This window comes from Nonomuraea sp. NPDC049504 (assembly GCF_040676845.1).
Lineage (GTDB): Bacteria > Actinomycetota > Actinomycetes > Streptosporangiales > Streptosporangiaceae > Nonomuraea > Nonomuraea salmonea.
Genome location: NZ_JBFAPT010000016.1, coordinates 157,678 through 171,417 on the forward strand (window position 1 = coordinate 157,678; position 13,740 = coordinate 171,417).

Below are 13,740 nucleotides of genomic sequence, written 5' to 3' on the forward strand. Positions count from 1 at the left end.
TTCACCGAGGCGGACGGGAAGATCATCAAGCACGCCCACGACATGCCCGCCGTGATCGCCGGCGACGGCCCAGTCGGCGTGGTCATCACGTACGAGCGGCGCGGCACCGTCTGCAGCTGGCGCTCGCTGTCCGACCGGCTGGTCGCGGCCGGCTACCGCGTCCTGCTGTACGTCAGGGACTCGACCATGCTGCCCGAGGACACCACGATCGCCCTCGCCCGCAGGCTGGCCAAGGAGAAGGGCGTCGAGCGGGTGTTCCTCGTCGGCGGCTCGATCGGCGCCACCACCGCCGTCCCCGCCGCGCTGAAGCTCGGTTCGAGGGCGGCGGGGGTGGTGGCGCTGTCCGGGCAGATCAAGCCGGAGCTGGCCGCCCGGCTGACCGTCCCGCTCCTGCAGATCGGCTCGGAGAACGACGGCTACGGCGGCGCGGACGACCTCGCCGCCGCCCAGGCCGCCGCCACGAAGGCGGCCGCCAACGAGACCATGGTCATCCCGGGGGAGAGCCTGCACGCCTCCGCCCTGTTCGGCAGCCCGCACGGCCCCGCGGTCCTCGACCGCGTCGTCACGTTCCTGGACCGCCACAAGGGCTGAGCACCGGTCAGCGGAGGCGGGTCAGGCCGTCGAGGAGGCGTTCCACGTCCGTACGGTCGTTGTAGTGCACCAGGCCCGCCCGCACCGCGCCGCCCGAGTCGCGGATGCCCAGCGCCCCGGTCAGCTCCCAGGCGTAACTGTGCCCGCTCCACACGTTGACCCCCAGCTTCGCCAGGTGCTCGGCGACCCGGCGCGGCTCGTGCCCGGCCACGTTGAAGTAGGCCGTCGCGGTGCGCCGGGCGGGCTTGCCGTACAGCGTCACGTGCGGCATCGACTCCAGCTCGGCCACCAGCTCGGCGAACAGCCCCAGCTCGTGCTCCTCGGCCGCGGCCATGGAGGCGAGCAGGCGTTCGCGGCGGGTGCCGGCGCCGGGCACCATCGCGGCCAGGTGGTCCACGGCGGCCGTCACGCCGTCCAGGTCGGCGAAGGCCGCCGTGCCCGTCTCGAACCGCTGCGGCACCGTGTCGGGCGAGGGCGTCAGCTTGTCAGGACGCAGTGTCTCCAGCAGCCCGGGATCGGCGACGACCGCGCCGATGTGCGGCCCGCCCCACTTGTACGCGCTCGTCGCGTAGAAGTCGGCGCCCATCGCCCCCATGTCCACCGGTCCGTGCGGGGTGGCGTGCACGCCGTCCACGTACATCAGGGCCCCGGCCCGGTGCGCCAGCTCGGCGATGGCGGCCACGTCGGGACGGGTGCCGAGGATGTTGCTCGCCGCGCTGACCGCGACCACCCTGGTCCGCTCGTTGATCAGGCCGGCGTACTGCTCGACCGGCAGCTCCCCGGTGACCGGATCGACCTCGGCCCACCGTACGGTGGCGCCGGTCTGCGTCCACGGCCGTACGTTGGCGTCGTGGTCGAGCCGCGAGACCACCACCTCGTCGCCCGGCCCCGCGATCGCCCTGGACAGGCGGTAGGTGAGCGTCGTCATGTTGGGGCCGAGGATGACGCCGTCCGGCCGGCCGCCCACCAGGTCGGCGACGGCGGCGCGGCAGGCGGCCACGATCGCGTCGGAGCGGTGACTGGCCGGGAACGTGCCGCCCACGTTGCCGATCCCCGTCCGGTAGGCGGTGGCGATGGCGTCGATCACGGGCTGAGGGACCTGAGTGCCGGCGGCGCCGTCGAGATAGGCGTGACCGTCGGAGAGAGCGGGGTACGCGGCGCGTACCTCTTTGATGGGGAAGGGCATGATATGTAGATGCTCAGCCTGCGCGACCTCAACCGTGCCACCCTGGCTCGCCAGCATCTTTTGTCCCGTCACGAGGGTGCCGTGGCCGACGTCGTGCACCGGCTGGTGGGCCTCCAGGCGCAGGAGCCGCGCCCGCCGTACCTCGGGGTGTGGAGCAGGCTCGCCGGGTTCGAGCGCGACGACCTGCACGCGGCGCTGCACGCCCGCACGCTGGTGCGGGCCACCATGTGGCGGGCCACGCTGCACCTGGTGACGGCCGCCGACTTCGCCGCGTTCCGTCCGGTCGCCGAGCCCGTGCTGGCCGCCGCCGCGCGCCGCTTCGACGGCATCGACACCGGCGCGGTCGTCGCCGCCGCCGAACGGCTGCTCGCCGGCGGGCCGATGACCTTCAACGAGCTGCGGCCGAAGCTGCTGGAGGAGTTCCCCGGCGGGTACGACCGCGCGCTCGGCTATGTCGTCCGCATGCTCACCCCGCTCATCATGGAGCCCACCGACGACCGCTGGAGCTTCCCCCGCGACGCCGCGTTCGGGCTGCCCGGCATCGAGCCGGCGCCCGCAAGCGTGCCCGCCCTGGTCGAGCGCTACCTGGCCGGCTTCGGCCCCGCCACCCCCGCCGACGTCGCGACCTGGAGCGGGCTGCGCGGCATCCGCGAGGTCATGTCCGGCATGGAGCTGGAACGGCTGGCCGACGACACCGGCCGCGAGCTGTACGACCTGCCCGGCGCGCCCAGGCCGGGCGGCGACGTGCCCGCCCCCGTACGCTTCCTGCCCGACTTCGACACCCTGCTCCTCGGCCACGCCGACCGCAGGCGCGTGCTCGCCGACGAGCACAAGGGCTTGGTGGCCACCAAGAACCTGCGCATCAAGGCCGTCTACCTGGTGGACGGGTTCGCCGCTGGCACCTGGCAGATCAAACGCTCGGGCAAGAAGGCCAAGCTGCTCATCAGCCCGTTCGTCGCCACCGACCTGGGGCAGGTGGAGGAGGAGGGGCTCCGGCTGCTGGCCTTCGCCGAGCCGGACGCGACGACGACCGCTCTTGAAGTGACCGGCGCACAGTGATTGCGTTCGGGGCGGAGGTGTGACGATGCCGCAGCTTTCCGCACTGGACGCGCAGTTCCTCCACTTCGAGACCGCCACCAACGTCGCCAACATCGCCGGGCTCGCCGTGCTCGACGGCCACCTGCACCGCGCCGACCTGCAGGATCTGCTCGAACGGCGGCTGCCGTACGTGCCCGCCCTGCGGCGCAGGCTCGCCGCCGTGCCGTTCGGGCTCGACCACCCGTACTGGCGGCAGGAGGACGAGCTCGACCTCGACTACCACGTACGCGAGATCGGGCTGCCCCCGCCCGGCGACGACCGGCAGCTCGCCGAGCAGGTCGCCCGCCTGCACCCCCGCCGCCTCGACAGGAACCGCCCGCTGTGGGAGATCTACCTGATCCACGGCCTGCCCGGCGGCCGCACGGCCCTCTACACCAAGATCCACCACGCGGCGGTGGACGGCATCGGCGGCGCCGATGTGCTGGCCGCCCTGCTCGACGTCGGCCCCGAGCCGGCGCCGCCGCCCCGCGACGAGCCCGAGCACGACGCACCGCCGCCCGGCACCGCCGAGATGGTGGCGCGCGGCCTGGCCCGCCTGGCCGCCAACCCCGCCCACGCCGTACGCTTCGCCGCCCAGGCCGTCCCGCACCTCGACGAGATCCCCGTCCTGTCCCAGTTGCCCGGCGCGGGCGCCGTCTCCGCCGTCGCCCGCCGCCTGGCCGGTGCGGGCCATGCGCCCGATCTGCCTGCGCTGCCCCCGCCACGCACGCCGTTCAGCGGTCCCGTCTCCGCGCACCGCCGCTTCGCGTTCGTCTCGCTGCCGCTCGATGAGATCAAGCAGGTGCGCAAGGCGTTCGGGGTCACGGTCAACGACGTCGTCATGTCCGTGTGCGCGGGGGCGCTGCGCCGGTGGCTGGCCGCCCACGGCGGAGTGCCGGGCCGGCCGCTGGTGGCCGGGGTGCCGTTCTCGGTGCGAGCAGAGGAGGGACGCGGGGAAGGCGGCGGCGAAGGCGGCGGCGAAGGCGGCGGGGAGGCGGGCAACCAGGTGGCCATCATGACCGCGCCGCTGGCCGTGCACCTCGCCGACCCGGTGGAGCGGCTGTACCACGTACGGCACTCCATGCGGCGCATCAAGGACCGCTTCGCGCCGGCGTCGGCGCGGTGGCTGCGCGAGTTCAGCGAGTCGATGCCGGCCGCGCTCATGGGGCTGGCCTCACGCTCGGCGTTCGACCTGGTCGGACAGGCCGCGCCGCCGATCAACCTGATCGTCTCCAACGTGCCGGGACCCCAGTTCCCCCTGTACGTGTGCGGCGTCCGGCTGCTCGCCCACTACCCCGTCTCGGTGATCACCGACGTCAGCGGCGGCGTCAACATCACCGCCTTCTCCTACGACGGCTCGCTGGACGTCGGCGTCGTCACCGACAGGGAGATGGTGCCCGACGCCTGGGAGCTGGTCACCGACCTGCGCGCGGCCCTGCGGGAGCTGCGCGCGGCCGAGTCCGGCCTGCCGCACTGAAAGCCCCGGCCCGCGCGGGCTTTTGTCGGTGGCATGTGAAATCTTGGACCTCGGCGTGCACACGGCCGGGGGCCGGCCGGCGCCCATACGAAGGGGAGATCGCATGGCCACCGCCGAGGAGCTCTACGAGGACCTCGTCTCCGAACACCTCGCCCGGCCGGGGGTGCGGATGGGGCGCATGTTCAACTCGGAGGGGCTGCAGGTGAGGGGACGCGTCTACGCCTTCTACGCCAGATCGCGAGGGCGGGTGGTGGTCAAGCTCCCGGCTCCGCGGGCGGCCGCCCTGGTCGAGGACGGCACGGCCGAGGAGATGCGCATGGGCGGCCGCCGCATGCGCGAGTGGGTCGGCCTCGCCCAGCCCGACGAGGAGACCTGGCGCCACCTCCTCGGCGAGGCCGCCGCCTACGGCGAAGAGCTGGCCGGCTGACCGGCCGCTGCCCGAGCAGCCCCCGTCCTCAGGCCCCCACCACACCGCCGTGCGCGGGGCGGTCAGCGGATGGCCGCGGTGCCGAGCGAGGGTTCCAGGAGGTCGAAGACGCGGTGGGCCATCTCTGCGAGTTCGGCGGCGATGCTGTCGAGGGGGTCGCCGTCCGGGGCGGTCAGCATGCGGGACTGCAGCTCGCGGAAGAGCAGGCGGTCGGCGGCGGCGAGCTGGGCCGCTATCGCGCGCGCGCCGATCGGGTCGTCAGGCGTCTCGGCGGTGAGGCGCTCGGCCAGGGCCTCCTCCCTCAGGTCGTGCAGCTCGCGCAGGCGAGCGACCAGGGTCGGGCTCTCAGCGATCATGCGGGCGAACGCGGGCCCGGTGAAGCCGATCACCGGGTCGTGGCGCTCGAGCGCGGCCATGTACTCCCGCCGCATCGCCGCCAGCGCGGACTCACCCTCGGGCCGGCGGGCGAGGGTCGCGGCCGGCCCCGCCACGAACTCCTCGTGGTGGTCGAGTGCCAGGTCCTCCTTACGGGGGAAGTAGTTGGTCACGGTCATCTTCGCGACTCGTGCGGCGGCCGCGATGTCGGCGATCGTCGTGCGGTCGAAGCCACGTTGCAGGAACAGTTGGGTAGCGTGGTCAGAGATGGCCTGCCTGGTCTCTCGCTTCTTCTGTTCCCTCAAGCCCAAGGTGTCGATGCTCATAGCTCCAGTCTTACACAAAAACTTAGGTTCGACCTTATTTTAGGTTGACTCTTCTATCGAGGAAGCCTAAAGTTAGGCGCGACCTAAGTTTAGGACGCCGTTCGTGCCGCACGTGAGCGAGGAGAAGGTTTTGTCCCAAGCAGCAGAGGTTCTCGAACTCGACGACAGCACCGCCGAGGGTGTCACCACCGTCGGCGCCGACTCGGTCAAGGCCTATCTCAAGGAGATCGGCCGCGTGCCGCTGCTCACCGCCGAGCAGGAGATCGAGCTGGCCAAGCGGATCGAGGCCGGGCTGTTCGCCAGGGAACGGCTCGACACCGAACCGGGCCTGCCCGACGACCTGCGGGCCGACCTGGAGTGGATCGCCGAGGACGGCACGCGGGCCAAGCAGCGCATGCTGGAGGCCAACCTGCGCCTGGTGGTCTCCATCGCCAAGCGCTACACCGGCCGCGGCATGCTCTTCCTCGACCTCATCCAGGAGGGCAACCTGGGCCTGATCAGGACGATCGAGAAGTTCGACTACCGGCTGGGCTTCAAGTTCTCCACGTACGCCACGTGGTGGATCAAGCAGGCGATCACCCGGGCGATGGCCGACCAGGCCCGCACGATCCGCATCCCCGTCCACATGGTCGAGCTGATCAACAAGGTCGCGCGGGTGCAGCGCCGCCTGCAGAGCGACCTCGGCCGCGAGCCCACGCCCGAGGAGATCGCCCAGGAGTGCGAGCTCGAGGTCGACCGCGTCATCGAGATCCAGGGCTACGGCCGCGAGCCCATCTCCCTGCACACGCCGCTCGGCGAGGAGGGCGACAGCGAGTTCGGCGACCTCATCGAGGACACCGAGGCCGTCTCGCCGGCCGACGCGGTCTCGTTCACGCTGCTCCAGCAGCAGCTGCGCGCCCTGCTCGACCAGCTCTCCGAGCGCGAGGCCGGGGTGATCAGCATGCGCTACGGCCTCAACGACGGCAAGCCGATGACGCTCGACGAGATCGGCCGCGTCTACGGCGTCACCCGCGAGCGCATCCGCCAGATCGAGGCCAAGACCATGTCGAAGCTCCGCCACCCGTCCCGCTCCCTGGCCCTGCGCGACTACCTGAGCTGAGCCGCCGCCACACGGTCAGGTCCACACGGCCAGGCCGCGGAGAAAGGCTGCGCCAAAGGCTCATCAAGAGTGTCGCCACAGCCCTATGAGGGCAGGGGCCGTCGGCCTAGATTCCAAGGCGTGAAACGCTCCCGTTCGAGCCTCGTCCACCAGGCGACGTACGCGATCAAGCATCCGCACAAGGTCGTGCCCCATCTGCGGCGATTGGCCCGCGACACGTGGTTCAGGCTGCGTACGCGGGACCACGTCGCCTACTACCGGGCCGTCATGCGCTCCGACACCGCCCGCGATCCCGAGGGCGCCGTAGGCTCCCACACCCACAAGCGCTGGCTGGCGCTCGGCCGCATGCAGTTCGACTACCTCGTCGAGCACGGGCTCAAGCCCGAGTGCCGGATGCTGGAGATCGGCTGCGGCAACCTGCGGGCCGGCCACCTGTTCATCGACTACCTGCACACCGGCAACTACTACGGCATCGACATCTCGCCCGACATCCTCATGGCCGCCCAGGACACCCTCGTCCGGCACGGGCTGGCCGACAAGCTGCCCCACCTGACCCCCGTACGCGACCTGCGCTTCGCGTTCCTGCCCGACGCGCACTTCGACGTGGTGCACGCCCACAGCGTGTTCTCGCACTCGCCGCTGCACGTCATCGAGGAGTGCTTCGCCCACGTGGGACGGGTGATGAAGCCGGGCGGATGGTTCGACTTCACCTTCGACCGCACCGAGGGCAAGGAGCACCACGTGCTGCGCGAGGACTTCTACTACCGCACCGAGACGCTGGCCGCCCTGGCCGCCTCCTACGGCTTCACCGCCACGTTCATGGAGGACTGGGAACGCTCGCCGCACAAGCAGTCGAAGATGCGCCTGACCAAGCGACTGGCCGTCTGACCTGGCGATAATGCGGTGCGGCCGGTGCCCGCGCCTGTCTATCGTGGGGGCACGTGAGAGATCTTCGCGCCCTGCCCAAGGCCCACCTGCACGTGCACCTCGAGAGCACCGTCCGTCCCGAGACCGTGCGCGAGCTGGGTGGTGAGCCCGCGCCTGAGGGGGTGTTCCGCACCTTCAGGGAGTTCGCCGACCAGCGGGCCCAGGTGCGGGGGCTGCTCCGCACGGCCGATCACTTCCGCCGGGTCGCGCTGGAGTTCTGCGCCGACGAGGCCGCCCAGGGCACCCGCTACGCCGAAGTGACGTTCACCGCCGCCGCCCACGGCGAGCGGGTGGGGCAGCCCGAGATGCCGTTGCAGGCCGTGCTCGACGGGCTGGCCGAAGGGCGGGCCCGTTACGGCATCGAATGCCGGGTGCTGCTCGACCACTCCAGGCGGCGGCCGGTCGAGCGGCTGCGGCGGACGTACGAGCTGGCCCTGCGGCACGACGAGGTGATCGGCATCGGGCTGGCCGGCGACGAGAGCCACCCGCTCGCCCCGTTCGCCGGCGTGCTGGACGAGGCCAGGCAGGCGGGGCTGCACCTCGTGCACCACGCGGGGGAGTCGGCGGGGGCGGCCAGCATCCGTGAGGCGCTCGACGTGGGACATGCCGAGCGGCTCGGGCACGGCATCCGGGTGCTCGACGACGACCTGCTGGTGGCGGAGGTACGCGAGCGCGGCATCCCGCTGGAGGTGTGCCCCACCTCCAACGTGCTGCTCGGGCTCGTGCCGTCGCTGGCCGACCACCCGCTGCCCCGGCTGCGCGCCGCCGGGCTCGCCGTCACCGTCAACACGGACGGGGAGACGGCGCTGGCCGACGAGTACGCCCGCCTGCGCGACGTCCACGGCTTCACCGACGCCGACCTCGCCGCCCTGGCCCGCGCCGGCATCGACGCCTCCTTCGCCCCCGGCCCCCTCAAGTCGGCCCTCCGGGCCGGCGTCGACGCCTGGCTGGAGCAGCCCGCATGACCAGCGACCACGACACCTCGGCCCCCAGCGACCACGACACCTCGGCCCCCACCGGCCCCGACCCCTCGCCTCAGGGCGCGGCCCCTCCGGAGAGTGGGGAGGTGCCGTCCGGCGAGGTGGTGGCCGCGTTCGGCGGGGCGGGGGAGCCGGTGTGGCTGGGCGGAGCGTGGCGGGCGGGGCCCGTGGTGCTCAAGCGGGTCACGTTCCTGCCGGAGACGCTCTGGCGGGCCGAGGTGCTGGCGTCCCTGCCCGAGCCGCCGGAGTTCCGGCTCGCCCGCCCCGTCCGGGCGGGCGGCGGCTGGGTGGTGGACGGGTGGGAGGCGGCGCGGCTGGTGGCGGGGGAGCCGGACGTGCGCAGGCAGGACGACGTGCTGCGGGCCGGCGCGGCGTTCCACGCGGCGATCGCGCACCTGCCGAGGCCCGACTTCCTCGACGTACGCGACGACCCCTGGGCGCACGGGGACCGGGTGGCGTGGGGGGAACGGCCGGTGACCTCGGACGCGGCCGCCCTGCTCGCGCCGCTCGTCCGCGCCCGCCGCCCGGTCGGGCTGCCGTCCCAGGCGGTGCACGGCGACCTGCCGGGCAACGTGCTGTTCGCCCCCGCTCTGCCACCCGCGATCATCGACTGGCCGGTCTACTGGCGGCCCGCCGCCTGGGCGTCGGCCGTCGCGGTCGCCGACGCCCTGTGCTGGTACGGCGCCACCCCCGGCCTGGCCGCCCGCTGGGCCCACCTGCCGCAGTGGGGACAGCTCCTGGTCAGGGCGCTGATCTACCGCATCGTCACCGACGACCTCACCCTGGGCGAGGACGGCTGGACCCAGGACCGGGTGGCCGCCTACCACCCGGTCGTGGACCTCGCCGTCACCTACGCCCGGCGGTCCTAGCCGCGGGCGAGCTGGACGACCGCCGCGCCCAGCGGGTCAAGGGACACCTCGCCGGACACCGGCCGCCCGGTCAGCAGATCCGTGCCCTCCCCTCCCACAGGCACGGACACGCCCGACTCGGCGCTGTGGTTGAGCAGGAACACGTACTCGTGCGAGGCGTCACCGCGTACCGAGCACTCCACGTGCGCGGGCACACCCTCGAAGCGGGAGCGCACCCCCGACTCGGCGACGACCCGCGCCACCGTCTCGTCGAACGCCTCCTGCTCCAGCAGCGTCGCGAAGTAGACCACCCGCCCGGCCCCGAACCGGTTCTCGACCACGGCCGCCCGCCCCGCGAGCAGCCCGTCGGCGTACGTGGCCAGCGCAGTGCCGCTCTCCAGGTGCAGGTCGTCGCGCCACCAGGTAGAGGTGGCCCGCCGGCCGTCGGCGAACGCGACGGTGAACGACTCGTCCGGCCGCGCCGGCCAGTACTCGTCGATCTTCGCGCCGATGAGCCGCCGGAACGCGCCCGGGTAGCCGTCCGGCCTGACCCGGTTGTCGGCGTCCACGACCCCGGAGAAGAACGACATGATGACGGTGCCGCCGTCGCGCGCGAACGCCTCGATGCGGGCCGCGCCCGCGTCGTCGATCAGGTACGCGTTCGGCACCACCAGCACCTTGTACCCGTCCAGCGAGGACGACGCCGACACCACGTCCACCGCGTGGTGCCGCTCCCACAGCGGCGTGTAGTGCCGCATCACCGTCTCGGTGTAGCTCCAGTCGTTGCGCGGCAGGCCGAAGACCTCCTCAAGGCCCCACCAGCCGTCCCAGTCGAACAGGATCGCGATGTCCGCCGAGGAGCGGGTGCCGGCCACGGGCGCGAGCAGCTTCATCTCCCGCCCGAGGTCGGTGACCTCCTTGAACGTGCGCGACTCAGGGCCGGAGTGGGGCAGCATCGCCGAGTGGAAGCGCTCCTGCCCGCCCCTGGCGGCCCGCCACTGGAAGTACATCACCGAGTCGGCGGCCCGCGAGACGGCCTGCAGCGAGCCGAGCCGCATGCGTCCAGGCTCCTTGACGATGTTGAGCTTCCACTGGCTGACCGCGCTGGCCGCCTGCTCCATCAGCATCCACGGCTGCCCGCCCTTGAGCGAGCGGAACAGGTCGTAGTTGAACGCCGCCGACACGTGCGAATCCGCCTCGGCCGGGTTGGGGTAGATGTCGAGCGCCGCGGCGTCCTCCTCCCGCGCCCACTTCCAGTAGTCGGCGTGGCGGAAGAAGCGCATGAAGTTCGTCATGACCGGGATGTCGTCGCGGAAGGAGCGCACGATGTCCCGCTCGGCGATGTAGCACTCCAGCAGCGCGTCGGAGGTGAAGCGCTTGAAGTCGAGACGGCGGGTGGGGTTCATCCACGTACGGGGGATGTGCGGCACGTCGACCTGCTCCCAGTCGGTGTAGACCTGGCCCCAGAAGCGGGTGGTCCACGCCTCGTTGAGCGCGTCGAGGGAGCCGTACTTGCGGCGCAGCCAGTGGCGGAAGTTCACCGAGGCGGCCTCGCCGTACGACGTGGGCCCGTACTCGTTGCTGATGTGCCACATCGCCAGCGCCGGGTGGAAGGAGTAGCGCTCGGCCAGCTTGGTCGTGATCCGCGCGGCGTACTCGCGGTAGACCGGCGACGAAGGGTCGTAGTGCAGCCGGTTGCCGAAGCCGAACGGCTGGCCGTCCTCCCTGATCGGGAACACCTCGGGGTGCAGGTTGGTGAGCCAGACGGGCGGCGCCGCCGTGGGCGTGGCCAGGTTGACGCTGATGCCGTTGTCGTGCAGGAGGTCCATGACCTCGTCGAGCCAGCCGAAGTCGTACCTGCCCGGCTCGGGCTCCAGCGACGCCCACGCGAAGACGCCCAGGCTGACGGTGTTGACGCCGGCCTGCCGCATGAGCCGGACGTCCTCCTTCCACACCGTGCGGTCCCACTGCTCGGGGTTGTAGTCGCCGCCGAAGGCGAAACCGCCGACGCGCCGCCTGAACGCCTCCATGCGGTCCACGCTCAGCGCTCCTCGGCCATCACGGCGACGGTGGTCAGCCGCGGCTCGTCGCCGGTGCACGCGTGGACCGGGCCGGTCAGCAGCACCGTGCGCTCCTCCACCACGTCGGTGACCGAGCGGCGGACGGACAGGCCGACCTCGCCCGGCTCGACCACGCGCCGCCCGTCGCGGCCGGTGAACGACAGCAGCCGGGCCGGCACCGCGAACTCCACCCGCGCCGACTGCCCCGGCGCCAGCTCGACCCGGGCGTAGCCGACGAGCTGGGCCAGCGGCCGGGTGACCGAGGCGATCCGGTCGGAGGCGTACACCTGCACGACGTCGGCGCCGGCGCGGTCACCGGTGTTGGTCACCGTCACCGCGCAGCGGATCTCCTCACCGGCCGGCACCTCGCCGTCGGCGGTGAAGGCGGAGTAGCCGAAGCTCGTGTAGCTCAGCCCGTGGCCGAACGGCAGCACCGGCGCCGGGTCGAGATTGCTCACCGAGCCCGCCCCGCCGAGCTTGGGATGCAGATAGCTGTACGGCTGGCCGGCCGTGCCGCGCGGCAGGCTCATCGGCAGCCGCCCGGACGGGTTGACCGCGCCGCTGAGCACCCGCGCGAGCGCGCCCGCGCCCTCCTGACCGGGGAAGTACGCCTGCACGACGGCCGCGGCACGCTCGACGATGCCCGGCACCGCGTACGCGCGGCCGGTCATCAGCACCACCACGGTCGGCGTGCCGGTCGCGAGCACCGCGTCGGCCAGCTCCTGCTGCGCGCCCGGCAGGTCGAGCGACTCCACGTCGCAGCCCTCGCCCGAGGTGCCCCGCCCGAACAGACCTGAACGGTCGCCCAGCACGACGATCGCGACGTCCGACTCGGCGGCCAGGCGGGCGGCGGCGGCGATCCCCGAGCGATCGCCGTCGTCCACCCCCGTGCCGCGCTCGGTCGCGATGTGCGCCTGCGGCAGCTCCTCGCGCAGCGCCTCCAGCAGGGTCGGCGCGTTGATGCCGGTCTCGGCGTCGGGGAAGTGCGGCAGCACGTGGTTGACGAACGAGTAGCAGCCGAACAGCGCCGCCACCTCGTCCGCGTTCGGCCCGACGACCGCGACCTTGCGGCCCGCGGCGTCGCCCAGCGGCAGCACGCCGTCGTTGGTCAGCAGCACCACCGACTCCTCGGCCAGGCGGCGCGCGACGTCCCGCGAGACCGGGTCGTCGAGGTCCACCTCGCCCTGCGGCTCCGGGTCGTAGTCGTCGTCCAGCAGGCCGAGCTCGGCCTTCTGCCGCAGCACTCGCCGCAGCGCCCGATCGACCAGCGCCTCGTCGACGCGGCCCGCCGTCACCGCCTCCTGCAGCGGGTCCAGGTACGTCACCCCGGTCGGCAGCTCGATGTCGATGCCCGCGGTCAGCGCCTGCGCGGCGGCGTCACCGGCGTCCTCGGCCACGGCGTGCAGGGTGTGCAGGAACGCGACCGCGAAGTAGTCGGCCACCACCGTGCCGTCGAAGCCCCACGTGTCGCGCAGCACGCCGGTCAGGTAGTGGTCGTCGGCGGCGATCGGGATGCCGTCGATCTCGGCGTAGGAGTTCATCACCGAGCCGGCGCCGGCGTCGCGTACCGCGACCTCGAACGGGAACAGCAGCGTGTCGGCCACCTCGCGGGCGCCCGCGTGCACAGGAGCCAGGTTGCGGCCGGCGCGGGAGTTGGAGTAGCCGACGAAGTGCTTGAGCGTGGCGATCACGCCGGCCGACTGCAGCCCGCGTACGTACGCCGCGCACACCGTGGCCACCTCGTACGGGTCCTCCGACACGCACTCCTCGACCCGCCCCCAGCGCTGGTCGCGGATCACGTCGAGGACGGGGGCCAGCCCCTGGTGCACGCCGAGCGACCGCATGCCGGACCCAATGGCCCGGCCCATCTCCTCCACCAGCTCCGGGTGGAAGGACGCGCCCCACGCCGGCGGCGCCGGATAGGTCGTGGCCCGCCACGCCGCAAGGCCCGTGAGGCACTCCTCGTGCGCGATCGCCGGAATGCCGAGCCGGGTGTTCGCGCGCAGCCACCGCTGCCGCTCGGCCAGCGTCTTGCGCGCGGCCTCCGGCTCGACCGGCGTGGTGCCGAAGTGGCGGGTGATGTGGCCGACGCCGTCGCGGGCGAACTCCTCGAACCCGAGGTCCTCGCCCTGCATCGAGTCCTGCAGCGGCGCGACCACGCCCTTCTTCCTGTTGACGTTCAGCCACACGCCGACGAGCTGCGCGAGTTTCTCCCGCAGTGACATGCCGGCGAGTAGTTCCTCGACCCGCCGCGCCCGCTCGCGGGCGATCTCCGGCTCCGGCGGATCAACAAGTGCTGGCATGACCCCTCGCGACTTCCCTAGCGGCGGAAATTTTCTGGGCAAGTTACCGAAAAACTCTCGTGAC

The 13,740-nt window shown here is 72.4% G+C and carries 12 protein-coding genes; 8 read left to right on the plus strand and 4 right to left on the minus strand.

Annotated features, from left to right (window positions below):
- The first annotated feature begins 42 nt into the window (after nt 1–42).
- On the plus strand, nt 43–591 hold the full coding sequence (locus AB0K28_RS29025; RefSeq protein WP_364376211.1) for a hypothetical protein: 549 nt from the start codon (nt 43–45) through the stop codon (nt 589–591).
- A gap of 7 nt (nt 592–598) precedes the next feature.
- Here the strand turns inward: AB0K28_RS29025 and AB0K28_RS29030 are convergent, their stop codons facing one another.
- Complete coding sequence (locus AB0K28_RS29030) at nt 599–1,777, minus strand: cysteine desulfurase-like protein (protein WP_364376214.1); 1,179 nt, start codon at nt 1,775–1,777, stop codon at nt 599–601.
- A gap of 9 nt (nt 1,778–1,786) precedes the next feature.
- On the opposite strand from AB0K28_RS29030, the gene AB0K28_RS29035 reads away from it, so the two are divergent.
- The 3 genes from AB0K28_RS29035 (at nt 1,787) to AB0K28_RS29045 (ending at nt 4,758) form a co-directional block, all read left to right on the plus strand.
- The gene (locus tag AB0K28_RS29035; protein ID WP_364376217.1) at nt 1,787–2,836 is read left to right on the plus strand and encodes a winged helix DNA-binding domain-containing protein; all 1,050 of its coding nucleotides are present in this window, start codon (nt 1,787–1,789) and stop codon (nt 2,834–2,836) included.
- A gap of 25 nt (nt 2,837–2,861) precedes the next feature.
- A complete protein-coding gene (locus tag AB0K28_RS29040; protein WP_364376220.1) occupies nt 2,862–4,331 on the plus strand; it encodes a wax ester/triacylglycerol synthase family O-acyltransferase in 1,470 nt (489 codons plus the stop codon).
- Nucleotides 4,332–4,434: 103 nt separating this feature from the next.
- Nucleotides 4,435–4,758 carry a hypothetical protein gene (locus AB0K28_RS29045; RefSeq protein WP_345403895.1) on the plus strand — a complete coding sequence of 108 codons (324 nt, stop codon included), beginning with the start codon at nt 4,435–4,437 and terminating at the stop codon, nt 4,756–4,758.
- Nucleotides 4,759–4,820: 62 nt separating this feature from the next.
- Here AB0K28_RS29045 and AB0K28_RS29050 read toward each other — a convergent pair whose 3' ends face one another.
- Nucleotides 4,821–5,459: a TetR/AcrR family transcriptional regulator gene (locus tag AB0K28_RS29050; protein WP_364376223.1), complete on the minus strand. Its 639-nt coding sequence runs from the start codon at nt 5,457–5,459 to the stop codon at nt 4,821–4,823.
- Nucleotides 5,460–5,589: 130 nt separating this feature from the next.
- Here AB0K28_RS29050 and AB0K28_RS29055 point away from each other — a divergent pair, with 130 nt between their 5' ends.
- The 4 genes from AB0K28_RS29055 (at nt 5,590) to AB0K28_RS29070 (ending at nt 9,334) form a co-directional block, all read left to right on the plus strand.
- On the plus strand, nt 5,590–6,558 hold the full coding sequence (locus AB0K28_RS29055) for an RNA polymerase sigma factor (RefSeq protein ID WP_364376226.1): 969 nt from the start codon (nt 5,590–5,592) through the stop codon (nt 6,556–6,558).
- A 120-nt stretch (nt 6,559–6,678) separates the two neighbouring features.
- A complete protein-coding gene (locus AB0K28_RS29060; protein WP_364376229.1) occupies nt 6,679–7,446 on the plus strand; it encodes a class I SAM-dependent methyltransferase in 768 nt (255 codons plus the stop codon).
- 53 nt (nt 7,447–7,499) lie between these two features.
- Nucleotides 7,500–8,450 carry an adenosine deaminase gene (gene add, locus AB0K28_RS29065; protein WP_364376231.1) on the plus strand — a complete coding sequence of 317 codons (951 nt, stop codon included), beginning with the start codon at nt 7,500–7,502 and terminating at the stop codon, nt 8,448–8,450.
- Nucleotides 8,447–9,334 (plus strand): TIGR02569 family protein, encoded by an 888-nt coding sequence (locus AB0K28_RS29070; protein ID WP_364376234.1) that lies wholly within the window; start codon nt 8,447–8,449, stop codon nt 9,332–9,334. The genes add and AB0K28_RS29070 overlap by 4 nt, the downstream gene beginning before the upstream one ends.
- Here the strand turns inward: AB0K28_RS29070 and AB0K28_RS29075 are convergent.
- Nucleotides 9,331–11,343 carry a beta-galactosidase gene (locus tag AB0K28_RS29075; RefSeq protein WP_364376386.1) on the minus strand — a complete coding sequence of 671 codons (2,013 nt, stop codon included), beginning with the start codon at nt 11,341–11,343 and terminating at the stop codon, nt 9,331–9,333. The two genes, AB0K28_RS29070 and AB0K28_RS29075, sit on opposite strands and share 4 nt — an antisense overlap.
- A gap of 11 nt (nt 11,344–11,354) precedes the next feature.
- Nucleotides 11,355–13,676, minus strand: coding sequence for a glycoside hydrolase family 3 N-terminal domain-containing protein (locus AB0K28_RS29080; protein ID WP_364376237.1), 2,322 nt, complete (start codon nt 13,674–13,676; stop codon nt 11,355–11,357).
- Nucleotides 13,677–13,740: the final 64 nt, after the last annotated feature.